26 protein-coding genes and 1 riboswitch are annotated in these 25,959 nt (G+C 68.2%); of the genes, 10 read left to right on the plus strand and 16 right to left on the minus strand.

Annotated elements, in window-relative coordinates; all coding sequences use genetic code 11:
• Positions 1-8: 8 nt before the first annotated feature.
• Positions 9-569: an HD domain-containing protein gene (locus ACWCO2_RS19415; protein WP_450129127.1), complete on the plus strand. Its 561-nt coding sequence runs from the start codon at positions 9-11 to the stop codon at positions 567-569.
• Positions 570-590: 21 nt separating this feature from the next.
• Here ACWCO2_RS19415 and ACWCO2_RS19420 read toward each other — a convergent pair whose 3' ends face one another.
• The gene (locus tag ACWCO2_RS19420; RefSeq protein ID WP_450129128.1) at positions 591-1,028 is read right to left on the minus strand and encodes an NUDIX hydrolase; all 438 of its coding nucleotides are present in this window, start codon (positions 1,026-1,028) and stop codon (positions 591-593) included.
• A gap of 122 nt (positions 1,029-1,150) precedes the next feature.
• Here ACWCO2_RS19420 and ACWCO2_RS19425 point away from each other — a divergent pair, with 122 nt between their 5' ends.
• Both ACWCO2_RS19425 and ACWCO2_RS19430 read left to right on the plus strand, forming a co-directional pair.
• A complete protein-coding gene (locus ACWCO2_RS19425; protein WP_450129129.1) occupies positions 1,151-1,375 on the plus strand; it encodes a VOC family protein in 225 nt (74 codons plus the stop codon).
• A gap of 86 nt (positions 1,376-1,461) precedes the next feature.
• Positions 1,462-2,466, plus strand: a complete 1,005-nt coding sequence (locus tag ACWCO2_RS19430) for a methyltransferase (RefSeq protein WP_450129130.1) — start codon at positions 1,462-1,464, stop codon at positions 2,464-2,466.
• Here the strand turns inward: ACWCO2_RS19430 and ACWCO2_RS19435 are convergent.
• Entirely contained in the window at positions 2,441-3,094 is a 654-nt protein-coding gene (locus tag ACWCO2_RS19435; RefSeq protein ID WP_450129131.1) for an MOSC domain-containing protein, read from the minus strand. The two genes, ACWCO2_RS19430 and ACWCO2_RS19435, sit on opposite strands and share 26 nt — an antisense overlap.
• 389 nt (positions 3,095-3,483) lie before the next feature.
• On the opposite strand from ACWCO2_RS19435, the gene ACWCO2_RS19440 reads away from it, so the two are divergent.
• The gene (locus ACWCO2_RS19440; protein WP_450129132.1) at positions 3,484-4,116 is read left to right on the plus strand and encodes a GNAT family N-acetyltransferase; all 633 of its coding nucleotides are present in this window, start codon (positions 3,484-3,486) and stop codon (positions 4,114-4,116) included.
• Between the two features lie 5 nt (positions 4,117-4,121).
• On the opposite strand, the gene ACWCO2_RS19445 is transcribed toward ACWCO2_RS19440, so the two are convergent.
• Together ACWCO2_RS19445 and aceA are read right to left on the minus strand one after the other, a co-directional pair.
• Complete coding sequence (locus ACWCO2_RS19445) at positions 4,122-4,682, minus strand: Uma2 family endonuclease (protein ID WP_450129133.1); 561 nt, start codon at positions 4,680-4,682, stop codon at positions 4,122-4,124.
• A gap of 247 nt (positions 4,683-4,929) precedes the next feature.
• The gene (gene aceA / locus ACWCO2_RS19450; protein WP_450129134.1) at positions 4,930-6,243 is read right to left on the minus strand and encodes an isocitrate lyase; all 1,314 of its coding nucleotides are present in this window, start codon (positions 6,241-6,243) and stop codon (positions 4,930-4,932) included.
• Positions 6,244-6,361: 118 nt separating this feature from the next.
• Between aceA and ACWCO2_RS19455 the strand changes: the two genes are divergently transcribed.
• Positions 6,362-7,828 carry a helix-turn-helix domain-containing protein gene (locus ACWCO2_RS19455; protein ID WP_450129135.1) on the plus strand — a complete coding sequence of 489 codons (1,467 nt, stop codon included), beginning with the start codon at positions 6,362-6,364 and terminating at the stop codon, positions 7,826-7,828.
• Positions 7,829-8,203: 375 nt separating this feature from the next.
• Here the strand turns inward: ACWCO2_RS19455 and ACWCO2_RS19460 are convergent, their stop codons facing one another.
• Positions 8,204-8,794, minus strand: a complete 591-nt coding sequence (locus ACWCO2_RS19460) for a TetR/AcrR family transcriptional regulator (protein ID WP_450129136.1) — start codon at positions 8,792-8,794, stop codon at positions 8,204-8,206.
• Positions 8,795-8,862: 68 nt separating this feature from the next.
• Here ACWCO2_RS19460 and zapE point away from each other — a divergent pair, with 68 nt between their 5' ends.
• Positions 8,863-9,945: a cell division protein ZapE gene (gene zapE / locus ACWCO2_RS19465; protein ID WP_450129137.1), complete on the plus strand. Its 1,083-nt coding sequence runs from the start codon at positions 8,863-8,865 to the stop codon at positions 9,943-9,945.
• A gap of 140 nt (positions 9,946-10,085) precedes the next feature.
• Here zapE and lepA read toward each other — a convergent pair whose 3' ends face one another.
• The gene (gene lepA / locus ACWCO2_RS19470) at positions 10,086-11,936 is read right to left on the minus strand and encodes a translation elongation factor 4 (protein WP_450129138.1); all 1,851 of its coding nucleotides are present in this window, start codon (positions 11,934-11,936) and stop codon (positions 10,086-10,088) included.
• A gap of 266 nt (positions 11,937-12,202) precedes the next feature.
• Here lepA and ACWCO2_RS19475 point away from each other — a divergent pair, with 266 nt between their 5' ends.
• Positions 12,203-13,186: an adenosine deaminase gene (locus ACWCO2_RS19475; protein WP_450129139.1), complete on the plus strand. Its 984-nt coding sequence runs from the start codon at positions 12,203-12,205 to the stop codon at positions 13,184-13,186.
• Positions 13,187-13,223: 37 nt separating this feature from the next.
• Here ACWCO2_RS19475 and ACWCO2_RS19480 read toward each other — a convergent pair whose 3' ends face one another.
• From ACWCO2_RS19480 to ACWCO2_RS19490, 3 genes are all read right to left on the minus strand, one after another.
• Positions 13,224-13,604: a VOC family protein gene (locus ACWCO2_RS19480; RefSeq protein WP_450129140.1), complete on the minus strand. Its 381-nt coding sequence runs from the start codon at positions 13,602-13,604 to the stop codon at positions 13,224-13,226.
• Between the two features lie 296 nt (positions 13,605-13,900).
• Positions 13,901-14,656 (minus strand): EamA family transporter, encoded by a 756-nt coding sequence (locus tag ACWCO2_RS19485; RefSeq protein WP_450129141.1) that lies wholly within the window; start codon positions 14,654-14,656, stop codon positions 13,901-13,903.
• Between the two features lie 580 nt (positions 14,657-15,236).
• Positions 15,237-16,043 carry a TSUP family transporter gene (locus ACWCO2_RS19490; RefSeq protein ID WP_450129142.1) on the minus strand — a complete coding sequence of 269 codons (807 nt, stop codon included), beginning with the start codon at positions 16,041-16,043 and terminating at the stop codon, positions 15,237-15,239.
• A gap of 202 nt (positions 16,044-16,245) precedes the next feature.
• Between ACWCO2_RS19490 and rpsT the strand changes: the two genes are divergently transcribed.
• Positions 16,246-16,506, plus strand: coding sequence for a 30S ribosomal protein S20 (gene rpsT / locus ACWCO2_RS19495; protein ID WP_270952416.1), 261 nt, complete (start codon positions 16,246-16,248; stop codon positions 16,504-16,506).
• A 146-nt stretch (positions 16,507-16,652) separates the two neighbouring features.
• Here rpsT and holA read toward each other — a convergent pair whose 3' ends face one another.
• Positions 16,653-17,639, minus strand: coding sequence for a DNA polymerase III subunit delta (gene holA, locus ACWCO2_RS19500; protein ID WP_450129143.1), 987 nt, complete (start codon positions 17,637-17,639; stop codon positions 16,653-16,655).
• A 96-nt stretch (positions 17,640-17,735) separates the two neighbouring features.
• Positions 17,736-17,869, plus strand: a riboswitch (SAM riboswitch).
• Positions 17,870-17,881: 12 nt separating this feature from the next.
• Between holA and thrC the strand changes: the two genes are divergently transcribed.
• On the plus strand, positions 17,882-19,147 hold the full coding sequence (gene thrC, locus ACWCO2_RS19505) for a threonine synthase (protein ID WP_450129144.1): 1,266 nt from the start codon (positions 17,882-17,884) through the stop codon (positions 19,145-19,147).
• A 78-nt stretch (positions 19,148-19,225) separates the two neighbouring features.
• Here thrC and ACWCO2_RS19510 read toward each other — a convergent pair whose 3' ends face one another.
• The 6 genes from ACWCO2_RS19510 to ACWCO2_RS19535 all read right to left on the minus strand — a co-directional run bounded on the left by ACWCO2_RS19510 (position 19,226) and on the right by ACWCO2_RS19535 (position 24,865).
• Positions 19,226-21,577 carry a ComEC/Rec2 family competence protein gene (locus ACWCO2_RS19510; RefSeq protein ID WP_450129145.1) on the minus strand — a complete coding sequence of 784 codons (2,352 nt, stop codon included), beginning with the start codon at positions 21,575-21,577 and terminating at the stop codon, positions 19,226-19,228.
• A complete protein-coding gene (locus ACWCO2_RS19515; protein WP_450129146.1) occupies positions 21,574-22,356 on the minus strand; it encodes a helix-hairpin-helix domain-containing protein in 783 nt (260 codons plus the stop codon). Before ACWCO2_RS19515 ends, ACWCO2_RS19510 begins: the two co-directional genes overlap by 4 nt.
• A 113-nt stretch (positions 22,357-22,469) precedes the next feature.
• Entirely contained in the window at positions 22,470-23,330 is an 861-nt protein-coding gene (locus ACWCO2_RS19520) for a DegV family protein (RefSeq protein WP_450129147.1), read from the minus strand.
• A 102-nt stretch (positions 23,331-23,432) separates the two neighbouring features.
• Positions 23,433-24,047: a histidine phosphatase family protein gene (locus tag ACWCO2_RS19525; protein ID WP_450129148.1), complete on the minus strand. Its 615-nt coding sequence runs from the start codon at positions 24,045-24,047 to the stop codon at positions 23,433-23,435.
• Entirely contained in the window at positions 24,044-24,439 is a 396-nt protein-coding gene (gene rsfS / locus ACWCO2_RS19530) for a ribosome silencing factor (RefSeq protein ID WP_450129149.1), read from the minus strand. The genes ACWCO2_RS19525 and rsfS overlap by 4 nt, the downstream gene beginning before the upstream one ends.
• Positions 24,440-24,691: 252 nt before the next feature.
• A complete protein-coding gene (locus tag ACWCO2_RS19535; RefSeq protein WP_450129150.1) occupies positions 24,692-24,865 on the minus strand; it encodes a DUF1737 domain-containing protein in 174 nt (57 codons plus the stop codon).
• A gap of 312 nt (positions 24,866-25,177) precedes the next feature.
• On the opposite strand from ACWCO2_RS19535, the gene ACWCO2_RS19540 reads away from it, so the two are divergent.
• A complete protein-coding gene (locus ACWCO2_RS19540) occupies positions 25,178-25,504 on the plus strand; it encodes a hypothetical protein (RefSeq protein ID WP_450129151.1) in 327 nt (108 codons plus the stop codon).
• Positions 25,505-25,959 lie beyond the last annotated feature (455 nt).

Raw genomic sequence — 25,959 nt, forward strand, 5'->3', positions numbered from 1 at the left:
GACATACCGTGCGAGATGACGCCGCTTCGCTCGCTGCCTTCGGGTATGAGCTCGGGGTGCTGAAACGCATTCGCCGAGCTGGCTGGTGGCATGTGGGCGTACGCGATCCCGAGTCGGTTGCCGAGCACAGCATGCGTGTTGCGCAACTGGCCGCGATCATCGCGGCCGAGGAGGGAGCGGACCCGGCCCGAGCGGCGTTCCTCGCGCTGTGGCACGACAGCCAGGAGACCCGAACCGGCGACCTCCCGCACACTGCCAACGGCTACCTGACCAAGCCCGAGCCCAGGCAGATCACCGCTGATCAAACGGAAACGCTGCCCGACCGGTCCCGTGACATGGTCCGCAGCGCAGTCGACGAGTTCGAGTCCCGGCAGACCCTCGAAGCGCTGTGCGCCAAGGACGCCGACAAGCTGGAGATGCTCCTGCAAGCCGTGGAATACCGAGAGGTCGGTGTTCACCGGGTCGACGAATGGATCGACTCAGCACGCAAGGGCCTCAAGACCGAGATCGCAAAGCGGATCGCCGATGCGGCGATCACCTTGTCCCCGCTGGCCTGGCGCGACCGCTAACACCGCACGATCGATACCCGCTCAGGACCTGAGGTACTTGTCGAGGATCGTCGCGAGCCCGGGGCTGAGGGGGCGGTCGTCGACCGCTGTGACCCATGCGTAGGCGTCGTGTTCGGTCAGACGGACGCCGTTGGCTGATTCGACGGTGACCGACCAGGTGTGCTGGCGGTTATGGCGGCCGCTGGCGCTGGTGTAGTCGAACGCGCCGAGGTATCCGGTGATCTCGACGATGCGCAGGCCGGTTTCCTCCACCACCTCGCGGTGCAGCGCGGTGTTCAGATCCTCGCCGGGATCGACTTTGCCTCCGGGGAATTCCCATTCCCCGCCGCGGGAATCCGTCGCGCACCGGCGCACAAGCAGAACTCGCCCGTCGACGTCGACGACACCGGCAACGATCTGCTGCTCGACACCGTCCGCGGTGTCCTTTCGGGCCAGATCGGCCACTTCGGCGAGGTGCATGCGGTGTCCTCCCAGCTTTTCGCCACGGTACCGCAGGCCGATCCACGCCTTCCCGCCTGAAGTGCTCGCCTCCCCCGATCGGCAGGGGCATCGGCATCGCGCGGGCGCGCGGCGGGGTGCACGTGCACTACGCCCTGTCGGTGCGCGATGAGGAGTACGACGCGGTGGTCGCACGGATCCGCGACCTCGGCGCGCAGGTGGACGAGGTCGAGTTCGGCTCGGGCAACGCGCGCTCGGCCTACGTGGCCGCCCCGGACCACAACGTCGTCGAGTTCTGGACCTGGGACGTGACCGCCGGAAGCCCCGGTCCTCCGCGCGCGATCAGCGAAGGCGTCCCCGGGCTCTGATTCCGCGCTGATCGGCGGGCCCGAGTCCACAAAGCACAGCTGTGTGCAGCGCGCTGAGCAACGGTTGCGGGCTTACCCTGCAACGCATGTCCTCCGAATCACCGGACATCTGGGCGATGGCCGACCTGGTCACGCCGTTCGCGGTTCGGACCGCAGCCACCCTGCGAGTGCCCGATGTGGTCAAGGACGGGCCGCTGCCGCTCGCCGAGATCGCGAAGCGCTGCAAGGCCGTGGCCGATCCGCTGGGCCGGGTACTGCGATTCCTGGTGCACCGCGGCATGTTCACCGAACCCGAACCCGATATCTTCGGCGCCAACGACGCCTCCAACGCACTGCGCAGCGACGTGCTCGACGGGCCGCGCCCCTGGCTGGACCTCGACGGCGCGGTCGGTCGCGCCGATCTCGCGTTCGTCGAGCTCATCGAGCAGGTGCGCGGGCACCACCCCGCGTACCCGGCGGCTTTCGGCCGGTCCTTCTGGGAGGACCTCGCGCACAGCCCGCAGCTGTCGGACTCCTTCGACACGTTGATGGAGACCAAGACGCACGGGATCGCCCCGCTGGTCGCTGCCGCGCACGACTGGTCCCGCTACCGCCGGATCGCCGATGTCGGCGGCGGCAAGGGCGTGCTGCTCGCCGAGATCCTCCGCAGCCGTCCAGAGCTGCGTGGCATCCTGGTCGACCTGATCGGACCGACTCGCAACGCCACCTCCTACCTGCAGGAACGCGGCGTCTCGGACCGCGCCGAGGTGGTAGCGGCGAGCTTCTTCGAGCCGCTGCCGGTTCACGCCGACGCGATGATCATCTGCGACGTGCTCGGCGACTGGGACGACGAGGACGCCGCCCAGATCCTGCGCCACTGCGGCCAGGCGCTGGAGCCCGACGGCCGCGTGCTGATCGTCGAACTGCTGCCCGACATCGACCGGATGCCGACGTTCACCGAGATGGACCTGCGGATGATGGTCTACGTCGGCGGCCGGATGCGCGACCTCGAACGCACCCAGCAGGTCGCGGCCGCAGCCGGGTTGTCCGTCGAGGACTTCACCCCGCTGGAAAACGGCTACGCCATCATCGAATGCCGCTGCGAGCGCTAGCCACCTTGGCGGCCAGCGATTCGCGCCACTTCTCCGGCAGGTCCACCAGACCGCGCTCCACGTGGTCGGCCAACTCCGGGGCCCTGTTCATCGACAGCGCGAACACCTCGGCGACCTGGACACCGTGGTCCGGCCGGGAGAGCACCTCGACGGTGTCGCCCGCCGCGATCTCGCCCGGCTCCTCCACCGCGAGGTAGGCCCCGGTCCTGCCGTGCTCGGTGAACTGCTTGACCAGCGACTGGACGTCCCAGAACCCGGCGAAGACCCGGCACGGGGTGCGCGGACCGGTCACCCGGAGCACGGCCCCGCCGATCCGCCAGCGCTCACCGATCACCGCCGAACTGCTGTCGACGTCGACCAGCGTGAGGTTCTCCCCCGCGTTGCCCGGCACCAGCTCGCGCCCCAGCACCTTCGACCAGTGCTCGAGCTCCTCCCGGTCGAAGGCGTAAGCCGCCTGGTGCCAGGTGCCGTGGTGCTTGCGGTCGCACACCGTGTCCCCGCGCACCCCGGACGACTCGAACAGCACCGGGCCCACAGTCGGCTGCTTGTCGATACCGCTGCGGCCGAGCCGGCCGGTCCACTCCCCGCTCCGAACCACCGCGACGTTCACCGACTGCACGATCCCCATGCCCAGAACCTACGCGGCGCCCGGCCTGCGACACCATCCGATTTCACGTGCTGTGCGCCCAGATCACAGCCTGGTGCCGACCCGTCGCAGTGCGTCGCGGGCAGCGGCCCCGCTTGGACGTAGGCCTGCTCTGTCCACCCCGCGCGGCCAATCCACAGTGGACCGACTGGAACACGCCCGGCCATCGGAGATGCGATCGGTGGAATCCCCCGCTCTGAGAACATCTTCCGACCGCTGTGCCCGCGCCCGCGGAACGCGCAGCTCGGCACCATGCGCACCACAGCTACCGAAACCCGCTTCCATCAGGTGATCCGGCACTCTTTCAACGGCATTCCTCCTCCCCTTTCGGCATAACGGAATTGAGGCGCTGATCGGAAAGGCAACGACTTATGAAGACCATCAAACGCGGCGGCCTCGCGCTCCGCACCGCCAGCGGCGAAGACGCCACGGCCCTCGCCGAACTGCTTGGCACCGCCTACTGCGACGACCCGCGCATGGCCGCGCTGTTCCCCGATCAGGCGCGCCGGGAATCCCGGCTGCACAGCCTCTTCTCCCTCCTGCTCAACCACGAGCACCTCAACCACCACACCGAGATCGCGATGCTGGACGGGAAGCCGCAGGCCGCAGCGGTGTGGGACCGGCCCGGTGGCCGTCAGGAACCAGCGCTCGGCCGACGCCTCGCCTACCTGCCCGCGCTGTTCTCGGTGTTCCGGTGGCACGTCCGCGACGCCACGCGGGCGATCCAGGTGTTCACCGACACCGACAGCCATCGCCCAGACGAACCGCACTGGCACCTGTTCACCCTCGCGACCGCCCCGCAGGCGCGCGGCGGCGGGCTCGGTCTCGCCCTGCTGGAAGCCGGACTCACCCGCGCTGACGCCCAGCGCACGCCCGTGTACCTGGAAACCACCGCGAACGCCGGGGTCGAGCATTTCGAGCGGCTCGGCTTCCGGGTGATCCACGAGTTCCCGACCGCCGGCGACCTGACCGCCTACGGGATGTGGCGCCCGACCCGGTCCTGATCAGGTCAGGACCGCAGCCCGGCCACCAGGTCGGCGGGCGCGAACTCGACCGGGAACGGTCTCGGGGTCCGAAACACCTCCTCCCCCACCACGTGCGCCACTCGCTGGTACTCGCTACCGCCGACCAGCTCCCACGCGGTCACCGACGGCACCTCCAGATCCGGGTCCACCAGCCAGAAGTGCTGGGTGCCTAGCCTGGCGTGCACCGCCTTGCGCAGGGTCGCGTCGTTGAGCCGACTGCTCGGCGAGGACACCTCGACCGCCAGCACCGGCGCGGTCGGCAGGTTCTTCAACGTCAGGTCGGTGTAGCGGGCGACCACCAGGTCCGGCAGCAGTTCGGTGAAGATGTCCGGGCGGACCGCGAACGGCCCGGGCAGCACCCGCAGATCGGGCGGACTGGCTCGCCGCAAAGCGACGTGCAGCGCGCCTAGCGCTTCCTGGTGCGGCCAGCCCGGTGCGGAACTGATCACCAACTCGCCGTCGACGAGCTCGTAGCGGCGCCCGTCGTCGGGCACCGATTCCAGGTCTCGGACGGTGAAGCGGCGGTTCTCCAGGTTGATCGACATGGTTCGGCTCCTCCGATTCGCGGCCGGTCGCTTCTTCCGGCCCCGTAGATAAAGAGGAGCGAAGGTGCCGTACAGATACAGCTGGCGTCGATAATCACCCGAACAGGCAGCGAAAACGAGAAGCGGGCGGGAACCCGACGCCTGGGTTCCCGCCCGCTCGCACCATCGCGATATTTCCGACACCCCGCCACAGGGCCGCTGGTGCGTCTCAGGTGGTCGGCGCGCTGCCGACCACGGTCTCAACCGGTCAGTGGAACTGCGCGGCCTCGGTCGAACCGGACAGCGCGGTGGTCGACGAGTCCGGGCTCACCGCGGTGCTGATCAGGTCGAAGTAACCGGTGCCCGCCTCGCGCTGGTGGCGGGTCGCGGTGTAACCGTCGGCCTCGGCGGCGAACTCGCGCTCCTGCAGGTCCACGTAGGAGGTCATGCCGTCCGCCGCGTAGCCCTTGGCCAGGTCAAACATGCCGTAGTTCAGCGCGTGGAAGCCGGCCAGGGTGATGAACTGGAACTTGTAGCCCATGTGGCCCAGCTCCCGCTGGAACTTGGCGATGGTCGCGTCGTCCAGGTTCTTCTTCCAGTTGAACGACGGCGAGCAGTTGTAGGCCAGCATCTGGTCCGGGTACTTGGCCTTGACCGCCTCGGCGAACTTGCGCGCCATCTCCAGGTCCGGGGTGGAGGTCTCCATCCAGATCAGGTCGGAGTGCGGCGCGTAGGCCAGCGCACGGGTGATGCACGGCTCGATGCCGTTGCGGACCTTGTAGAAGCCCTCCGGGGTGCGCTCACCGGTGGTGTACTGCTGGTCGCGCTCGTCGACGTCGCTGGTCAGCAGGCTCGCGGCCTGCGCGTCGGTGCGGGCGACGACGAGGCTGGGCACCCCGGCGACGTCCGCGGCCAGCCTCGCGGCGTTGAGCGTCTTGACGTGCTGGCTGGTGGGGATGAGCACCTTGCCGCCCAGGTGGCCGCACTTCTTCTCGGAGGCCAGCTGGTCCTCCCAGTGCACGCCCGCCGCACCGGCGGTGATCATGCCCTTCATCAGCTCGTAGGCGTTGAGGACGCCACCGAAGCCGGCCTCGGCGTCGGCGACGATCGGCGCCAGCCAGTGGATGCCCTCGCTCTCGCCGCCCGGCGTTTCCGGGTCGAGCGCCTCGGACCAGTTGATCTGGTCGGCGCGCTTGAGGGCGTTGTTGATCCGCCGCACGACCGACGGGACCGAGTTGGCCGGGTAGAGGCTCTGGTCGGGGTAGGTCTCGCCGGCCAGGTTGGCGTCCGCGGCGACCTGCCAGCCGGACAGGTAGATGGCCTGCAGCCCGGCCCGGACCTGCTGGACCGCCTGGTTGCCGGTCAGGGCGCCGAGCGAGTTGACGTAGTCGGTCTCGTTCAGCAGCTTCCACAACCGCTCCGAACCCTGGCGGGCGAGGGTGTGCTCCTCGCGCACCGAACCACGGAGGCGGATGACGGTCTCGGCGGAGTGGGTGCGCTCGATGCCCTTCCACCGCGGGTTGGTGTCCCAGTCACGCTGCAGCTCTTCAGCGGCCTGCTTCGCCTGCTCGCGGATGCTCATCTTGTTCCCCTTCCGGGCTTTCCTGCGGCCTGTTGGGAACTAGTTTTGCTCGCGATCAAGCGAAACACGACCAGATTTCCAAGGTAATTTTCGCTGTTTTTCTGCTAGCATCAACGCCATGACGGAGTTCGCCACCGAAGAAGACCGCAATTTTTCAACAGAACACGACCTTCTGGTCTTCGGTCAGCGCCTTCGGCACTTGCGCCGAGCAGCTGGGCTCACCCTCGTGGAGCTGGGCGAACGGGTCGGCCGTGCCCCATCGCAGCTGTCGCTGCTGGAGAACGGCCACCGCGAGCCGAAGCTGTCGCTGCTGCGCGGGCTGGCCGACGCGCTGGGCACCTCCGTCGACGAACTGCTGTCCAAGAAGCCGCCGAACCGGCGCGCCGAGCTGGAGATCGCGGTGGAGAAGGCGCAGCTCGACCCGATGTACCAGCGGCTGGGCGTACCGCCGCTGAAGGTCGGCAAGCGCGTGCCGACCGAGGCGTTGGAGCACGTGCTCGCCCTCTACGAGGAGCTCAAGCGCCGGGAGACCAAGCAAGTCGCCACCCCGGAGGAGGCCCGCAAGGCCAACGCTGAGCTGCGCCAGAAGATGCGCGAGAACGGCAACTACTTCCCGGAGATCGAGAAGACCGCCGCGGACATCCTGGGCAAGGTCGGCTACCACGGCGGCCCGCTGTCCGAGGGCGTGATCCAGTCGATCGCCACCCACCTCGGCTACGGCCTGCGGTTCGTCACCGACCTGCCGCGCTCGGTCCGCTCCGTCACGGACCTGAAGAACCACCGGATCTTCCTGCGGCGCGAATCGCTGGGCATGCACAGCCCGCGCACCATCCTGCTGCAGACCCTCGGCCACCTCAGCCTCGGTCACCGCCAGCCCCGCGACTTCGCCGACTTCCTGCGCCAGCGCGTCGAGGCGAACTACTTCGCCGCCGCGGTCCTGGTTCCCGAGCAGACGGCGGTCCCGTTCCTGCAGGAGGCGAAGGCCGAGCGCGACCTCGCGGTGGAGGACCTGCGAGACGTCTTCTCGGTGTCCTACGAGATGGCCGCGCACCGCTTCACCAACCTGGCCACCCAGTACCTGGACCTGGTCTGCCACTTCGTGCGCAACGACGAGACCGGCATCATCTACAAGGCCTACGAGAACGACGGACTGGTCTTCCCCACCGACCCGACCGGCGCGATCGAGGGGCAGCGGATGTGCCGGTACTGGGCCGGTCGCCAGGTGTTCGCCTCGCCGGACCGCTACTCGACCTACTACCAGTACACCGACAAGCCGGGCGCGACCCACTGGTGCGTCGCGCACGTCGACCCCAGCCGCAGCCGGGACTTCGCGATCACCCTCGGGGTGCCCTACAACGAGTCGCGCTGGTTCCGCGGACGCGACACCAACAACCACTCCAAGTCGAAGTGCCCGAACGGCGAATGCTGCCAGCGCCCGCCGGCGGACCTGGCCAACCGCTGGGAAGGCATGGTGTGGCCATCGGCGCGAGCGCACTCGCACGTGCTCGCCGCGCTGCCCTCGGACACCTTCCCCGGCGTCGACGAAGCCGACGTCTACGCCTTCGTGGAGGCACATCAGGGCTGATCAAAAGTCCAATGTGGACACCTGGGACAGCTCGCTCGAAGGCCGCGGAACTACCTCACCGTTCCGCGGCCTTCGACGCGTTCGGCGAGTTTGTTCTGACCAGGTCCGGACAACTCCCCCACCACACCGCGCCGACCAGCGGCAGCCATCAACAGCGCTTCGCCTCGGCCGTGGACTTCCAGACCACGCCCCGAAGCCAGTCGAAGCCGGCGCACGCGGCCACTCGCCAAGGCCCGGGCAGCAGCGTACCGGGGAACCACCGCCACGTACCCGGTGTTCACAGCCAGGTCGACTGCGACCACCAGCGGTCTCGGGTAGCAGTTGGAGCGCGACGAGCCTGTCTTCGAACTCATTGTGGCGAGTTCGAAGACAGGCCTATGCGAGCACGCCGCGCAGGAATGTCTCCACCGCGCACGACAGCTGGCCAATGCTGGCGGGACTTCCCGGCTCGGGCGCATCCAGTGATCGGCTGCCGATGACCCGGTCGAACACCAGTCCCTCGCACAGGCTGACCAGATCAGCGCCGGCGGTGTCGGGGTCAGGCGCTTCCAACGCCGCCATCAGGCCAACGGCCAGCTGACGGGAGAACGCCGCACAGGCCAGCGGCTCGTGCAGCTCGGCACTCGCGGCAACCTCGGCGACGAGCGCATATCTCGCGACCGTGTCGGCACGCCGCACGCCCAGCATGCGATCCAGGTGCACCGAGATCCGATCAGCAGCAGCGCGAGCATCCGATGGCGGCGCGGAATCCGTGAACACGTCGAAGTCGGCCCGTGCCCGCACTGCCAAGCGCGTCACCGCGGCTTCCAACAGCGCTCGCCTGGTGCGCATGTAGTACGACGTCGAGCCGCGCGGCAGCCCCAACCGCGCATCGACGGCCAAGTGCGTCAGCGCCCGAACGCCCTGCTCGGCGACGAGTTCGATCGCAGCATCGGCGATGCGCGTCCGGCGGTCCTGCTCACACATGCCTCGACCTCCCCAACATCACCGGTACTCTACATCCACAGAGGCTCTATGGATGTAGAGGATAAGAGATGTTCGGCCAGTCCCGCTCTCCCGCCGACCTGCGCAAACGCTTCGACCTGGCAGCGGCCCAGCGAGGCTTCGAACTCGACGACGCGCAGTGCGCGGTGGCCGACAAGCTCGCCGAACTGGGTGTCGCACTGGGCAAGCGCTTCCGCCGACCACGCGGCCTGTACCTGCACGGACCGGTGGGGCGCGGAAAGAGCTTCCTGGTGGACACGTTCTTCGCCGAAGCGCCGGTCCCGGGCAAGCTGCGCGTCCACTTCCACGACTTCTTCGACCAGCTGCACCGGACCATCGCCCAGCAACGAAGCACCGTGAACACCGCGCTGGCCGAGCTGCTCAACGGCCGACAGCTGCTGCACTTCGACGAGTTCCACGTGCACGACCCCGGCGATGCCGTCCTGCTCACCAACCTGCTGCGCGCCCTGCACGCCCGCCGCATCACCCTCGTGACCACGTCGAACTACCGACCGGCCGACCTGCTGCCCAACCCGCTGCACCACCACCTCTTCCTGCCCGCCATCGAACTCCTCCAGGCGCACCAAGAAGTCGTCGCGCTCACCGGACCCACCGACTATCGAACGACGCACCGGTCAGGGCGGTTCGCTGACGGAACTTGGCAGTGGCCGATGGCGGGTTTCCAGCAGCCGGCCCGATCAGAGCAGACCGCGTTGCGCATCAACGGGCGGAGCATTCGCGCCCTGAAAGCGCGGGATCGGTTGGCATACTTCGACTTTCGTGATCTCTGCGGCGCCGCGACCTCGACCCGCGACTACCTCGCGATCGTCGCGCAGTTCGACACCTGGTTCATCAGCGGCGTCCCGAAGCTCGCCGAATGCGGTGCGGAAACCCGGCAACGCTTCGCCAACGTCGTGGACGTGCTGTACGAGGAGGACATCACCCTGCACGTAGCAGCCGATCACAACATCGCCGAAACCCTCTCGAACGGCCGGGATTCCGAACGCACCGCAAGCAGACTGGCCCTGCTCCGACCGATCCCACCGGACGAAACCGGAACGCCAGATCACTGCTGCCCTTGCGTCCTCGTCGGACGAACAGGCTTGCGGACGGACGCGGGAGCCGCACGCTGACCAGCACTGCTCCGATGCTGCCGGAATCCGGGTGACCGCAACGCGATGCCGACGAACCGAAAGTGCCCTCCTCTCCGATCGACTTCTCGTCGACTGGAGAGGAGGGCACCGGAAGAACGCGATCAGACCAACGCGGAGGGCTACTTCTTGCCCTTGGTCTTGTCTTCCTTGGACTCCTCGGTGGACAGCGCTGCGACGAAGGCTTCCTGCGGGACCTCGACCCGGCCGATGGTCTTCATCCGCTTCTTGCCCTCCTTCTGCTTCTCCAGCAGCTTGCGCTTCCGGCTGATGTCACCGCCGTAGCACTTGGCGAGGACGTCCTTGCGGATCGCGCGGATCGTTTCGCGGGCGATGATCCGGGAGCCGATCGCCGCCTGGATCGGCACCTCGAACTGCTGGCGCGGGATCAGCTCGCGCAGCTTCGTGGCCATCTTCGTGCCGTAGCCGTAGGCGCTGTCGCGGTGCACGATCGCGCTGAAGGCGTCCACCGGCTCGCCCTGCAGCAGGATGTCGACCTTGACCAGGTTCGACGACTGCATGCCCGATTCCTCGTAGTCCATCGAGGCGTAGCCGCGGGTGCGGGACTTGAGCTGGTCGAAGAAGTCGAACACGATCTCCGCCAGCGGCAGCGTGTAGCGCAGCTCGACGCGGGTCTCCGACAAGTAGTCCATGCCGGACAGCGCTCCGCGGCGGCTCTGGCACAGCTCCATGATCGTGCCCACGAACTCCGACGGGGCGATGATGGTGCACTTCGCGACCGGCTCGAAGACGTCCTTGATCTTGCCCTCCGGCCAGTCCGAGGGGTTGGTGACGGTCAGCTCGGTGCTGTCCTCCATCTCCACCTCGTAGACGACGTTCGGCGCGGTGGAGATCAGGCTGAGGTTGAACTCCCGCTCCAGCCGGTCGCGGGTGATCTCCAGGTGCAGCAGCCCCAGGAACCCGCAGCGGAAACCGAAGCCCAGCGCGCCGGAGGTCTCCGGCTCGTAGGTCAACGCGGCATCGTTGAGCTGCAGCTTGTCCAGCGCCTCGCGCAGCAGCGGGTAGTCGGTGCCGTCCATCGGGTAGAGCCCCGAGTACACCATCGGCTTGGGCTCGCGGTAGCCGCTCAGCGGCTTCTCCGCGCCCTTGCGCTCGGCGGTGATCGTGTCACCGACCTTGGACTGCCGGACGTCCTTCACACCGGTGATCAGGTAGCCGACCTCACCGACGCCGAGGCCCGCGGAGGGCTTGGGCTCCGGCGAGATGATGCCGACTTCCAGCAGCTCGTGGGTGGCGCCGGTGGACATCATCCGGATCCGCTGCCGCGGGGTGATCTTGCCGTCCACCACTCGGATGTAGGTGACCACGCCGCGGTAGGTGTCGTAGACCGAGTCGAAGATCATCGCGCGCGGCGGGGAGTCAGCCTCGCCCTGCGGCTGCGGGATCTGCTGCACGACCGCATCCAGCACCGCTTCGACGCCCTCGCCGGTCTTGGCCGACACGCGCAGCACGTCCTCCGGCTCGCAGCCGATGATGTGCGCCAGCTCCGCGGCGTACTTGTCCGGTTCCGCAGCGGGCAGGTCGATCTTGTTGAGCACCGGGATGATCTGCAGCTCGTGCTCCATCGCCAGGTACAGGTTGGCGAGGGTCTGCGCCTCGATGCCCTGCGCGGCGTCGACCAGCAGGACCGCGCCTTCACACGCGGCCAGCGACCGGCTGACCTCGTAGGTGAAGTCGACGTGACCGGGGGTGTCGATCATGTGCAGCACGTGGTCGACACCGTCGGTGTTCCACGGCAGGCGCACGTTCTGCGCCTTGATCGTGATACCGCGCTCCCGCTCGATGTCCATCCGGTCGAGGTACTGGGCCCGGTACGCGCGTTCTCCCAGCACGCCGGTCAGCTGCAGCATGCGGTCGGCCAGCGTCGACTTGCCGTGGTCGATGTGCGCGATGATGCAGAAGTTCCGGATCCGCTCCGGGGGCGTGAACGTGGTGTCGGCGTAACTGCTCACTCAGTGTTCCTCGCGGATGTCGACTGGTGCGGGATTCACCCCATCGTCCCATGACACGCCAAGTGCTCGATGCCCAACTCCGGGTCATCCCCGACGCGACCACCGTGCGCACTGCGCTGAGCTGGCCGGATGCACGGTTTCTCCCGGTTCGTCCCAGATCGCGCTTTCGGTCACCCGCTGGTTCGCCGGTGCCGAGCCCGCGCCGCCCGGTGGCTACCGTTGACGCCCGGCAACACCGCCGGACACCGACTTTGGAGGACTGCCAGATGTCGTTGGGCTTGACCCTGCCCAAGGCCGAACTGCACCTGCACATCGAGGGCACCATGGAGCCGGAGCTGGTGTTCAGCCTTGCCCGGCGCAACGGCGTGGCGCTGCCCTTCGAGACCGTGGACGACCTGCGCCACCGGTACGTCTTCGACGATCTGCAGTCCTTCCTCGACCTCTACTACCTGGCGATGGTGGTGCTGCGCACCGCGCAGGACTTCACCGACCTCACCGACGCCTACCTGGCGAAGGCCCGCGAGCAGGGCGTGCGCCACGCGGAGATCTTCTTCGACCCGCAGGCCCACGTCTCGCGCGGCGTCCCGCTGTCGGAGGTGGTGTCCGGGCTGACCGAGTCGCTGCGCAACAGCAAGGAGCGCTTCGGCATCTCCACCCGGCTCATCGCGTGCTTCCTGCGCGACAAGGGACCGCAGGAGGCACTGGAGACCTGGGAAACGCTGCAGCCGCACCTCGAGCAGATCGACGGCATTGGCCTGGACTCCGCTGAGGTCGGCCACCCGCCGCAGCTGTTCGAGCCGGTGTTCACCCGCGCCCGCGACGCCGGCCTGCACTTGGTCGCGCACGCTGGCGAAGAAGGCCCGGCGGACTACGTCTGGCAGGCCATCGACGTGCTCGGCGTGGAGCGCGTGGACCACGGCATCCGGTCGGTGGAGGACGACGCGCTGCTCAAGCGACTGGCCAACGACCGCACGCCGCTGACGGTGTGCCCGCTGTCGAACGTCCGCCTGCGCTGCGTGCCGGAACTGTCCCAGCACCCGCTGCCGCGACTGCTCGACGCCGGGGTGCTGGTGACGATCAACTCCGACGACCCGTCCTACTTCGGCGGCTACGTCGGCGAGAACTTCGTCGTGCTGCAGGAAGCTCTCAAGCTCGACGACTCGGTGCTGCGCCAGTTCGCCGCCGACTCGTTCCGCGCGTCCTTCCTCCCCGAGGAGGAGCGCGCCGCGCTGATCGCCGAGATCCAGTGATGAACGCGCCCGTCTCCGGTTTCCGGAGGCGGGCGCTTCAGAGGTTGCGGACGTCTACGCGCAGCGGGTGGTCCGATGGGATCTCCACCAGCACGATCCGCATGCCGTCCGGGTCGGCGATCCACGCCTCGTCCAAGCCCCAGGGCTGCCGCGCGGGCTCGGCCAGCACGGTGACACCCTTCTCGCGCAGCTGCTCGAACTCCGCCCGGACGTCGCGCACCTGCAGCCAGAGCACCTGGTCCGGGCTCGGCCCCGGCCCACCGCTGCCGGAAACTTCCAGCAACCCCTGGCCGAGGAAGAACACCATGCCACCGGGGAACTCCCGAGCGATCGCCAACCCGAGCACGTCCCGGTAGAACCGCACGGCCCGGTCCCAGTCCCGAGGCCGGAGGATCAACCGGCTGGCCAAGACATCCATGCCCCGTTTCTACCGGCCCAAACGGCGACCTGCCGCTTCAGCTCGCCCGACGATCGCGAAGCGCCGGATCCACCAAACGCTCTGCCCGACGAAGCAGGGCCCGCAGCTCTACTTCGCTTGTTCCGCCCAATTCTCGGTGTGTTGAGGAACGCCTGCTCGACCTCTTCCATCGACACACCGTGTCGGGTCACTCCGGAGTTGGCCCGAAACGCGGTGTTCCACGCGGCCGTGACCACCAGATACCGCAGGCTGTGCGAATCCGGCGTGCACGGAGCGGTCGCCGCTGAACTGGACGTCTAGACGATGCCGAGGAGGACTACTCCGGTGAGGACCACGAGGGCTCCCGTCATGCGGCGGCCCGGTTGGGATTCGCCCAGGAGGCGCCAGGCCAGCAGGCCTGCGATGACGATGCTCAGCTCTCGGGCTGGGGCGACCAGGCTGACCGGGGCGAGCTGCATCGCGAACAGGACGAGGATGTAGGCCAGCGGCGACAGCAGCGCCACCGCGAGCACCGGGGCCCGGTGCTCGCGCCAGACCTCGGCGATCTGGGTGCGGCGGCGGGCGGCGTACGGGGAGAGCAGGATCGACCTGGCGAAGTTGTTCGCCCAGTCGTACAGCAGCGGGGACAGCGCCAGGCCGGTCACCGCGTAGGCGTCCCACACCGTGTAGACCGCGATCAGCGCACCGGTCAGGACCCCGAATCCGACCCCGGCCAGGCTCGCGCCGGAGCGCGGCAAGCCGTCGGACAGTCCGATCACGAGCACTCCGGCGATGACCAGCAACCCACCAGCAGCGCAGAGCCAGCTGGGGCGTTCACCCAGCACCAGGATCGCGATCAGCATCGCCAGCATCGGCCCGGTCCCCCTGGCCAGGGGGTACACCACCGACATGTCACCGACCGCGTAGCCGCGCTGCAGCAGCAGGAAGTAAGCCAGGTGCACGACAGCGCTGACCAGCACGCCCAACAGCCCAATGGCGGCGCGCCGCTCCAGATCAGCACACCAGTGGCGACCGGTAAGTACAGGACGGCTGAGCAGGCCGCGGTCAGCCACACGAATCCGGCGCCGGCCGATCCCGCGCGCTTGGCGAAGAAGTTCCAGCCCGCGTGGGCGAACGCAGCGGCGACGACGAGCAGGACGGCGACCAGTCCCATGGAACCCTCTCCGTGCCGCGCGGGCGCGCAGCATCCGGGTTCCTCCAGGCTTTTGTCCCGTCAGATGTGCGATCGCTCCCGTTCCGCGATCGTCGGTGCCGCTCGGACCTGACCTCCACACTCCTGGTTGTGGTGTTGCGTCGGAACGGGAGCGGAACCCTAGGCACAACCAGCGGTCATGCTACGCCGCTCAGGGGTTGGGGTTGAACGATGTTGTGGCACGTGGCACGCCTGTTCACGCGAGTGGCGGTGGTTCTTGCGAACACTCACGGGTCTTAGAACCTGCTTTTGAACTCGTTTTGCGTGGCGGTGCGGGTAGCGGAACCTCAGCGTCCACCTGGACTGCGGGTGCCCTGACTTATGTACACGGCGTCACGGCCGTCCTCGCCAGGCGAATGCTGAGAACCCTCGGCGGTGCCAGCGCCGAGGGCGGGCTCTGCGCCTTCGGCGCATCAAAAGCAAAGGATCAAAAAAGGCACTTAAACCCCAGCGGCCAGCTTCCAGCCGAGGCTGATCACGAGGCCGACGACCACCGTCAGGAAGACCCGGCGCACGAAACCGGATCCGCGCCGGGCGGCCAGCATCGCGCCGAGGACACTGCCCGCGACGTTGCTCAGCGCCATCAGGATTCCCAGCCCCCACAGCACCTTGCCCGCTGGGATGAAGAAGATCAGGGCACCGATGTTGGTCGCCACGTTGACGACCTTCGCGGTGGCCGAGGCCGTGAGGAACGCGAAACCGACCAGCCCGACCAGCAGGAACACCAGGAACGAGCCGGTGCCCGGACCGGCGATGCCGTCCCAGAAACCGATCATCGCACCGCCCGTGAGCATCACCAGCAGCTGCGCGCGACGCTCGAAGCGCGGCGCGTCCACCGAACCGAGATCGGGCTTGCGCCAGGTGTAGAGGCCCACGGCGACCAGGGCGACGAGCACGATGATGTTGAGGACGTGCGAGGGCAGCGCGTTGGCCAGCATCGCGCCACCCAACGAACCCAGCAGTGCCACCAGCGCCATCGACAGCGCGGCGCGCCAGTCGATCGGGGTGCGCTTGGCGTAGGTGCGGGCAGCCGCGGCGGTGCCGGCGATCGACGCGACCTTGTTGGTGGCCAGCGAGTAGATCACCTCACCACCGGGCATGAGCAGCAGCATCGCGGGCAGCTGGATCAGACCGCCACCGCCGACGATCGCGTCGACGGCTCCGGCGAGGAACGCCGCTGCGCAGAGGAAGAGCAGACCGGCGAGCGAGAGATCAGCGAAACCAGGCCAATTCAGGGCGTCCAGCACGAGGATCGACCCTATGGTCTGGTGGGGCCAGTTCCGAGGCTATGTGATCGCTCTCGCCCCGCCCGGCCGACATCCGCCCAGGTCGAGGCTGTTAACATGGTCGACCGTGCCGTGCGGCGTTCCGCCGTGGAGGAAACCTGCCCCTGGGCAGGGCCGATGAAGCGCGGCACGATCGATTCGACAGACGAGAAAGAGGCGAACAGTGGCCAACATCAAGTCCCAGATGAAGCGGATCAAGACCAACGAGAAGAACCGGCAGCGCAACAAGGCCGTGAAGTCCTCGTTGAAGACCGCGATCCGCAAGTTCCGCGAGGCCGCTGCCGCCGGCGACAAGGACAAGGCCATCGAGCTGCAGCGGGCCGCCAGCCGTGAGCTGGACAAGGCCACCAGCAAGGGCGTCCTGCACCGCAACCAGGCTGCGAACAAGAAGTCCGCCCTGGCGAAGCGCGTCAACGAGCTCTGAGCTTCGGTTTAGCTGAGGCCCCTTCCCGCTCGGGAAGGGGCCTTTTGCTTTCCTGTAGCCGGTTTTCGTGGCGGTGCGGGTAGCGGGCGGAATCTCAGTGTCCGCTTGGACCGCGGGTGCCCAACTTCATTTATGCCAGTTCGTGCTTACGCGCGTTGGTTTCGGAGTTCGACGAGGCGTAGGACTGTTCGTTCCAGGGCGTACGTGGGGTCTGCGGCCATGCCCTTAACTCCGGCGTTGACCTCGGCGACTGCTTGGAGGGCGGCTGCGAGGCTCTTGGGGTTCCAGCCCCTGGACTGGGACTGCGCCTTCTTGACCTTCCAGGCGGGCATGCCGAGTTCGCCAGCCAGGCGGAACGGGTCGTTTCGGCCGCCGGCTGCGGCGACGCGGCCGATGGTGCGGACCGAGTCCGCCAGCGCGTCAGCGATCAGCACGTGCGGAACACCGAGCTGCACCGCCCAGCGCAGGGCCTCCAGTGCGGCTGCCCGGTCCCCTGTCACGGCCTTCTCCGCGACCGCGAAGCCGGTGACCTCGGCACGTCCCCGGTGGTAGCGGCGGACCGCGGTCTCGTCGACCTTTCCGCCGGTGTCGGCGACCAGCTGGGTCGCTGCTGCGGAGAGCTCACGCAGGTCCGAGCCGACGGTTTCGATCAGCGCGGACACCGCAGCCGCGTCCGCCTTTCCGCCCGCGCGGCGGATCTCGTCGCGGACGAACGCTTCCCGCTCGGCGGGTTTGGTGATCTTGTTGCACTCGGTGACCCGCGCGCCCAGCTTTTTCAGCGCGTTGGGCAGTTCCTTGGCGTACTTGGACCGCCCACCACCGGTGTGCACGATCACCAGCGTCACACCGTCGACGGGTTGTTTGACGTGGGAGAGCAGGGCTTCGGCGATCTCCTTGCCCGCGTCCTGCGCCGATTCCACCGCCAGCACCCGACCCTCCGCGAACAGCGACGGGCTGAGCATTTCGGCCAGCTCAGGAGGGGTGAGTTCGCTCACCTTCACGCGGCGCAGCTCGGCCTCCGGGTCCGCCGCTCGGGCCGCTCCGACCGCCGCCCAGAGCGCGCGTTCCACCAGCAGTTCCTCGTCGCCGAGAACCAGGTGCAGCGGATCGTTGACCACGGCCGGTGAGCTCATGCCCGCATCGTCCCACGCACCCGCGACGATCCCGCCATCTGGATCGGCCTGGCCAGACTTGCGCGGGATCCATTAGCGTGGCCGCCACAACCGAATAGCTCATCCAGAGGGGCAGAGGGAACGGCCCGATGAAGCCCCGGCAACCGTTCGTCCGGCGAATCGTGTCTTCTTCCGCGAGGTCACCGGCGAAAGCGGTGCCAATTCCGACCCGTCCGCGGGATAGATGAGGAGAGGACCTCGCGATGACTGCTGCCGTCCGCGCCCAGAACGGAACCAAGACCTTCGACCTGGGCAACGCCGTCGAACTGGTGTCCAAGGAAGAAGGACACCGGCAGCCGCTGGCCCCCGAATTCGTTTCGCTCGAAGATTTCTCCCCCCTGGAAGTCGCCTACGACTTCCCGCGACTGCGCCGCGAGGACATCGAAGCCGGCCCCCGGTCGATCTGGCGGTACAAGCAGCTGCTGCCGGTGCCCTCCAACGTCGAGGAGCACCCGAACACCGACCCCGGCTGTACCCGCCTGATCCGCGCCGACAACCTCGCGAAGGCGTTGGGCGTCAAGCGGATCTGGATCAAGGACGACACCGGCAACCCCACCCACTCGTTCAAGGACCGCGTGGTCGCGGTCGCGCTGGCCGCCGCCCGCGAGTTCGGCTTCAAGGTGCTGGCCTGCCCGTCGACCGGCAACCTGGCCAACGCGGTGGCCGCGGCCGCCGCCCGCGCCGGCTGGGACTCGGTCGTGCTGGTGCCCAAAACCCTTGAGCGCGCCAAGATCCTGATGAGCGCGGTCTACGACGGCTCGCTGCTCGCCGTCGACGGCAACTACGACGACGTCAACCGCCTGGCCACCGAGCTGGCCGGTGAGCACGAGGACTGGGCGTTCGTCAACGTCAACGTCCGGCCCTACTACTCGGAGGGCTCCAAGACGCTCGCCTTCGAGGTCGCCGAGCAGCTCGGTTGGCGCATCCCCGAGCAGATCGTGGTGCCGATCGCCTCCGGCTCGCAGCTGACCAAGGTCCACAAGGGATTCAACGAGCTCGGCGAGACCGGTCTGGTCGAGCCGAGCCCGGTGCGGATCTTCGGTGCGCAGGCCTCCGGCTGCTCCCCGGTGTCCTCCGCGTACAAGAACGGGCAGGACGTGGTGCAGCCGGTGCGTCCGGACACCATTGCCCGCTCGCTGGCCATCGGCGCGCCCGCCGACGGCCCGTACGTGCTGGACATCGTCCGCAAGACCAACGGCGCCATCGAGGACGTCACCGACGACGAGGTGCGCGCGGGCATCCGCCTGCTGGCCCGCACCGAGGGCATCTTCGCCGAGACCGCTGGTGGGGTCACCGTGGCCACCGCGAAGAAGCTGATCGAGAACGGCAAGATCGACCCGGACGCCGAGACTGTCCTGCTGATCACCGGTGACGGTCTGAAGACCCTGGACGCGGTCCAGGACCAGATCGGCCCGAAGGCCACCGTCGCGCCGACGACCGAGGCCGTCAACCAGGCTCTGGGGCTGTAACCCTCGTCCCGGAAAGTGCGCGGTGCCGCTGGGAATCCGGTGGCACCGCGTTCTTGTCCGTCCACAGCGGACTGAGGTTCAGCGGTCGACCGCGCGCAGCGGATCTCCTCGTGACACGTGTCGTGGACCTTGTGGGCCCGGCAGGATCGCGATGTCTCCTTCCTGGTCGGTGCGCAGGACTCTCGTACCTGCGCGGGTGAGCGTGTCCACCACGAACGGGCTCGGGTGCCCGTAGCTGTTGCCGTCGCCGACGCTGATCAACGCCGCTCTCGGTCGCACCGCGTGCAGGAAACCGGGTGTGGTGTAACGGGATCCGTGGTGCGGCACCTTGAGCACATCAGCTCGCAGGTCCAGCCCTGACGAGAGCAGTCTCCCCTGGGACGGGAGCTCGATGTCGCCGGTGAGCAGCAGTCTTCCGGCCGGGGTGATGGCCCGCAGCACGATCGAGGCGTCGTTGGCGTCCTCCGCCGTTTGCGTCCGGGCCAGCGCCGGATCCGGGGCCAGCACGTCGAGCACCAGGCCAGGCCAGCTCGCCCGCTGCCCGGACTGCATCTGCACGACCGGAACCCGATGCGCACGGGTATCTCGCACCACCTCCTTCATCGCCCACGCTGGTTCCCGCAGTGGCCCCACCGCCACCGCACCGACCGAGAACTTGCCCAACAACCCGGTGAGTCCGCTGACGTGATCGGCGTGCAGGTGCGTCAGCACGGCCAGCGGAATCCGACGCACCCCCAGCCGGTCCAGGCACGCCGCAGACCGTTCGAGGTCCGGCCCGGTGTCAACCACCACGGCCTCCTCCGGCCGCCCGGTGGCGAGCACCAGCCCATCTCCCTGCCCGACATCGCAAGCCACCATGCTCCAGCCGGGAACCGGCCAGCCGGACACAGCGCTGCGCACCGGCACCAGCACGAGCACCACGAGCAGCAGCGCCACCGATGCCAGAACTCGGAACCGCTTGCCGCGCAACAAGATCAGGCCGACGACGACTAGCCCCGCCAGCAGCAGACCACCGGCGGTGCCGGGCAGCCAGTCGAACGATCCGCCGGGCACAGCTGCCGCGCGGTCAGCGATCAGCACCAGCCATTCCAGCTCCGGCGCGGCCAACCAGCAGAACACGCCGGCCAGCCATCCGGAGAACGGCGCGATCATCGTTGCCAGCACCCCGAAGACGGTCGCCGGTGCGACGACCGGACCTGCCAGCAGATTCGCCGGCACCGCGACCAGGCTGACGGTCCCGGACAGCGCCGCGATCAGCGGAGCGGTGACGACGTGCGCCGCCAGCGGAACCGCGATGGCCTCCGCCACGCCGATCGGAACACCGCGATCACGCAGAGCCGCCGCCCACGTCGGGGCCAGCAGCACCAGCCCGGCCGTAGCCGCGACCGACAGGGCGAACCCCGGGCTCGTGGCCAGTTCCGGTAACAGCAGCAGCAAGCCGATCACGCTCGCCGACAGCACCGGCAGTGCCGAACGCCGTCTGCCCAGGACCAGCGCCAGCAGGGTGATCGCTCCCATCGCCGCCGCTCGCAGCACGCTCGGTTCCGGACCTGCCAGCACGACGAACCCGATGAGAGCCGCACCCGCCCCCGCTGCCGACAGCACCGGTCCCGCGCCGATCAAGTGCAGGACCACGAGCACTGCGCCGCACACGATCGCCAAGTTGGCACCCGACACCGCCATGAGGTGCGTGAGACCTGCCGTTTCGAAGTCCTGCTCCACCTCGGGCGGCAGAGCTCTGGTGTCGCCGACGACCAGACCGGGCAGCAGTCCAGCCGCAGCCGGACTCAGCTCGGCTGAAGCCGTGCTGCGCAGCCCGTCCCGCAGGTCCGCCGCTACGCGCTGCCAACCCGGGGGCGAAGTGACCTCGGTGGGCGCTCCGAACACCTGCATCGCCGCGACGGTGAGCTCTCCCGACCGCGGTGGTGCAGCCTTGCCCCGGACCGTCACCTGCTGCCCGGCGATGAGCTCGCGCCACTGCTCGGTCGGCACCAGCAGCACCACTGATCCACCAGCCAGCACGCGCTGACCCGCGACGTCGGCAGTCTCCAAAGTGGCCCGGACCAAGGCTCGGTCCTGCGCTCGCTGTGCCCCGAAAGCCGGTCCCCGCAACGGGATCGGCGCGCTGGTCAAAGTCACCCGCGCTGTCAGCCGCTCGCCGTGCTGAGCCGCCTGGTGCACCGGGTGGTGCTCGACGCGATAGCTCCGGACCGCCATCCCGGCCGCGGCGACACCTGCCAGCAGCAGGACCACCAGCGCTCCCCTCGCCCAGGCCCGATTCCTGGAGACCGGCCACATCAGCGGAACCGCCAGCAACGCCAACGCCGCCGTCACCGCTGCCGCACCCCACCCGACCAGCAGGCCGAGCAACGTCACCGCCCAGACCGCAGCCGCCGTCGGCGCCAGTCGGAGGTCGAATCCGGTGGTCATACCCGCACCAACTCCCGCAGCCGGGAGAAGCGCGAAACCCCGATCCCGCCGACCTCCCGCAGCTGGTCCACCGAGTCGAAGCCACCGTGCTCGGTTCGCCACTGCACGATCCGCTTGGCGGTGACCTCGCCGACGCCTGGCAGTTCATCGAGTTGCTCCTCCGTTGCGGTGTTCAGATCGACCTTGCCGTCGCCGTCCTTCCCCGACTGGGCCTGCGCCGGAACCGGCACGGCGACGTAGAGCTGTTCCCCGTCGGTCAGGCGACGGGCGAGGTTGAGTCCGGTCAGGTCGGTGTCCGGCAGCGCGCCGCCGGCAGCCTCGACCGCATCGGCGACCCGGCTGCCGGGCTCGACCGTGACCAGGCCTGGACTGTTGACCTTGCCGACGACGCTGACGACGAGTTCTGGATCGGCGGCGGTGGTCTCCGGCAGTGGTGGCGGCAGGACCGGCGGTGGTGCTGGATCGGCGACTGACCGCGACGTCCAGGTCAAAGCGATGACACCGACCAGCAGCACAGCGGCCACCAAGGCAAGGGCGAGCACGCCTGCCCGACCGGGGTCCACTCTGGACCTCAGCAGGGATTCGGGCAGCCACCTCTCGACGAACCTGCGCATGCGCGTGCGCGGCGCCGGTTCCGGCGGCGCCACCGAGTAGCCAGGCCCGGCGCGCTCCGCTGCGTCGTCGCGGGCGGCATGTCGCCCCAGGGATTGCAGTCTGCTTCGCGGATCGAGTTCTTCGTCGGGTTCACCAACAGCGCGGAATGCTTGTACGTCGAACATGATGACGAGGGTAGAGCAATTGAAAAGCCTTATGCAGCTTTATTTTTCGCGACTCCGACCACTGTGGACACGAATTCAGCTCGATGGTGTGGAATCCGCCCGCCGAAAGGCTTTCAATCGAGCGAACGCCACCCGTTCGGGAGAACCACGACACCCACTGCACCGGGCCCGATGTGCGCCCCGATCACCGCGCCCACCTCCGAAACCACGCAGTCCACGGAGTCACCGCGTTCGGCGCGGATCCGGCCCGCGAGCTGCTCCGCGCGCTCTCGCGCGGCCAGGTGGTGGATCGCGATGGCCGCTGCACCGGAACCCGCTGCGGACGAGGAGATCTCCAGCAACCGGGACATGGCTCGCGTGGTGGTGCGGACCTTCTCCAAGGCGTCGATCCGCCCGTCGTGGACGTGCAGCAGCGGCTTGATCGCCAACGCCGTACCCAGCACTGCCGCGGCGGTGCCGATCCGCCCGCCGCGGCGCAGGTATTCCAGCGTCTGCACGGAGAACAAGGTGGTAGTGCGCTCGGCCGTCGTGGTCGCGGCGCGCACCACTTCGTCCAGGTCAGCGCCGGATTTCGCCGACTCGGCCGCAGCCAGCACCGAGAACCCCAACCCCATCGCGGCGGAACGTGAGTCGACGACCCGCACCCGTTCCGGATCGACCTCGCGGGCGGCCAACCGCGCCGCGTCCCACGTGCCCGAAAGCTGCCGGGACAGGTGCACCGCCACCACACCGTCGGCACCTTCGTCGAGAGCTGCCCGGAAGGTGCTCGCCAACTCCTGCGGCGTCGCGCCCGCAGTGGTCACCCGGTGCTTGCGCGCGAAGGCCCGCGCCAGGTCGTCCGGACCGAAGTCCGGCTCGTCCACCGCCACCGCGCTGTCCACGCTGACGTGCAGGGGAACGGTCCGCACCGCGTACTGCTCGGCGTATCCCGCCGGCAAGTACGCCGTCGAATCGGTGACGACTGCAATGGGCACACCGCAACCCTACGACGTCACACGCCGAATCCGATCAGCGCTCGCCCGCGGTGCGCCCAACGGCGATGGTCTTGCCGGTGCCCGATCAGCAAGAGCAGAGGATCAAGCTCCGGCGGGCATCCCGGCGTTGTAGGCCATCAGCCGCCAGTGGTTCTCGCTGCGCCGCTTGAGCACCACCCAGTGGCAGTTGCCGATGCCGCCCAGGCCCGGCCACAGCTCCAGCGGGAACCCGACCAGCTTCGCGGTCACCGCGGTGATCAGCCCGCCGTGCGCGCACAGCAGCGCAGTGCCCCGGTGCTGGTGGTCGAGTTCCTCGACCACCTCCGCAGCGCGTTCGGCGACCTCGATGCGGGTCTCCCCGCCCGGCGGCGCCCACGTCGGCGTCGACCGCCAGGTGTCCAGCGCGCCGGGCCAGCCGTGCTCGACTTCAGCTCCGCTGAGGCCCTGCCACTCGCCCAGGTGTGTCTCGCGCAACCGCTTGTCAACCCGCACCGACGTGCCGCTGACCTCGGTGAACGCTTCAGCGGTGGTGCGCGCGCGGTTCAGGTCGGAGCTGATCGCGATGTCCGGGGAGAGCCGGGCGATCGCCGGCGCGGCTTGGCGGGCTTGCTGCCGACCGGTCTCGGTGAGCGAGCTGTCCAGGTGCCCCTGGAGCCGCCCGGCCGCGTTGTAGTCGGTCTCGCCGTGCCGCCAGAGCACCAGTCGGTCGAGGCTCACGCCTCGGCGTCCGGCGAGTCGGCCGCAGGCGCGTCCTTGTCCTCGAACTCGATGCGCGGGCAGTCCTTCCACAGCTTCTCCAGCTGGTAGAAGGAGCGCTCCTCGGCGTGCTGGACGTGCACCACGAGGTCGACGAAGTCCAGCAGGACCCAACGCCCCTCGCGAGCACCCTCGCGGCGCACCGGCTTGGTACCGGCCTCGCGGACCTTCTCCTCGATCTCGTCGACGATCGCCACGACCTGCCGCTCGTTGGACGCCGAAGCGATCAGGAAGCAGTCGGTGATGACCAGCTGCTCCGAGACGTCCAGCAGGACCACGTCGGTGGCCTTCTTGTCCGCCGCGGCCTGCGCCGCGATCAGGGCCAGTCGGCGGGCGTTCTCAGTGGCTGCCACGTCACTCCTCTCGAGGTGGGCCCGGTGTGCGCCCACGCCGGGTAGAGGATAGGCCAGCCCGCAGCGCGCCAGGACGGACCACCTCACGCGACCACCGGTCGCATCGTCCTTTATGCCCGAAGAACGCGATCGTTTTCAACGTGCGGTGAGAACGGCGAACGACGTGCTGAGGCGAACGCCACGGAAGTTCACCACCGTCCGCTGCACCGCAGACGAACTCACGTGCTGCGAGAGCTCTCGGCCGAACCAGGATCACTCCTGATCGGAGGGCAGGATCACGGCCTGCCCGGCGATCACGGTGTCACCCTTGCAGGTCAACGTTGGCGTGCCGTGGAGAACGTAACCCTCCTCCAGCAGACCGCTGATCCGACGGCAGAACTCGGCGTCGTCAGGACCGGTGATGAAGCGGTATCGCAGCTTTTCCACGACGAAGAGGGTAAGGAGTACCACCGACAAACCGAAGGCGTCGCATACACCGCCAACGTCGCTACTGCGACCTACGGACCCCACTCCGGGGTGAGTTCGCGGTAGAGGCCCCGCTTGGAGATGTAGTGCATCACGGAGTTCTCGGACCAGCGGAAACCACCCACAAACGCGCGCTGACCAGGCGAAACAGTCATCATAGTTTGTCGTTGTTCCCCACTGGTCGCCGATCTGGCTTGTACCAAATTTGTACCGCGACTGGCTAAGTCACGCATGTGAGGTAACAACTGCACCGAGGATCACGACCATGGTGTTGTGAGTGACATTCTGGACCTTGGTGGCGTCGTTGTCGTGCTGAAGCGCGAGGCACGCTTTGACCCTGGCAGCCCCTACGATGCCGAGATCGCCGCAACGGGCAATCTCGTGACCATCGACGCCACAACAAAGACGACAGCGGACGACCCGGATACCGCGTACGAACTTGCGCGCAAGCTCTACGACGAGGTTTTGGCTGCCTCCAAGGGGCACGTGTGCCCTGGAGCCGTTCAGCAGATCTACGCTATCTCGGTCGAGGACGATGATGGCAGCACGACCTGGTCCGGTTCGATCCGACTGAACCTCACCGGTTGGGAGCCTGCCTAGGCGGCACCGGGTTTCTCCTAATCCGCACAAGGGAGGGCCTCTGTCCTCACCCCGTCGACCTGTCGTAGACCGATCAGGTCGTGTCAAGGGGGCAACATCCGGTGCCAACGGTACGTGCTGGCAGAAGCTTGCCCCCTTGACGCGGCCTGATAGCCCTGTGGGAGGTCGATGGGGTGAGGACAGAGCAGCCACGACCGAACCGCAGCGTTCGATCTTGAACCCTCACCCTGGAGACCTGCCGTCCGGCGAGGACATCCTTTGCGTGTTTGGCGTGCCCGTCTGGCGGTGCGGGGCCGCCTGCCTTCCCGTCAGCCCGGGACGCGGGGGCGCTGGGGTGCCGGAGGCGGGGCCCCGGCGGTCCCCGCTGGCCCGGGCAGGGAAACCGCAGGCAGGCGGCCCCGCAGGGGCCGCCCTTGATGAAGAAAAGAAACTCTGAACACCGAAGCATGGCCGGA

Source organism: Saccharopolyspora sp. NPDC002376 (genome assembly GCF_053593195.1).

What these genes read in the sequence shown, in the direction of transcription:
- aceA (WP_450129134.1), bottom strand. Translation starts at nt 6,243, where the DNA reads ATGAGCATCCGCGAGCAGGCGAAGCAGGCCGCTGAAGAGCTGCAGCGT.
- ACWCO2_RS19515 (WP_450129146.1), bottom strand. Translation starts at nt 22,356, where the DNA reads ATGTTCGACGTACAAGCATTCCGCGCTGTTGGTGAACCCGACGAAGAA.
- thrC (WP_450129144.1), top strand. Translation starts at nt 17,882, where the DNA reads ATGACTGCTGCCGTCCGCGCCCAGAACGGAACCAAGACCTTCGACCTG.
- ACWCO2_RS19420 (WP_450129128.1), bottom strand. Translation starts at nt 1,028, where the DNA reads ATGCACCTCGCCGAAGTGGCCGATCTGGCCCGAAAGGACACCGCGGAC.
- ACWCO2_RS19455 (WP_450129135.1), top strand. Translation starts at nt 6,362, where the DNA reads ATGACGGAGTTCGCCACCGAAGAAGACCGCAATTTTTCAACAGAACAC.
- holA (WP_450129143.1), bottom strand. Translation starts at nt 17,639, where the DNA reads ATGAGCTCACCGGCCGTGGTCAACGATCCGCTGCACCTGGTTCTCGGC.
- ACWCO2_RS19440 (WP_450129132.1), top strand. Translation starts at nt 3,484, where the DNA reads ATGAAGACCATCAAACGCGGCGGCCTCGCGCTCCGCACCGCCAGCGGC.
- ACWCO2_RS19435 (WP_450129131.1), bottom strand. Translation starts at nt 3,094, where the DNA reads ATGGGGATCGTGCAGTCGGTGAACGTCGCGGTGGTTCGGAGCGGGGAG.
- ACWCO2_RS19510 (WP_450129145.1), bottom strand. Translation starts at nt 21,577, where the DNA reads ATGACCACCGGATTCGACCTCCGACTGGCGCCGACGGCGGCTGCGGTC.
- ACWCO2_RS19430 (WP_450129130.1), top strand. Translation starts at nt 1,462, where the DNA reads ATGTCCTCCGAATCACCGGACATCTGGGCGATGGCCGACCTGGTCACG.
- ACWCO2_RS19445 (WP_450129133.1), bottom strand. Translation starts at nt 4,682, where the DNA reads ATGTCGATCAACCTGGAGAACCGCCGCTTCACCGTCCGAGACCTGGAA.
- ACWCO2_RS19460 (WP_450129136.1), bottom strand. Translation starts at nt 8,794, where the DNA reads ATGTGTGAGCAGGACCGCCGGACGCGCATCGCCGATGCTGCGATCGAA.
- ACWCO2_RS19475 (WP_450129139.1), top strand. Translation starts at nt 12,203, where the DNA reads ATGTCGTTGGGCTTGACCCTGCCCAAGGCCGAACTGCACCTGCACATC.
- zapE (WP_450129137.1), top strand. Translation starts at nt 8,863, where the DNA reads ATGTTCGGCCAGTCCCGCTCTCCCGCCGACCTGCGCAAACGCTTCGAC.
- ACWCO2_RS19480 (WP_450129140.1), bottom strand. Translation starts at nt 13,604, where the DNA reads ATGGATGTCTTGGCCAGCCGGTTGATCCTCCGGCCTCGGGACTGGGAC.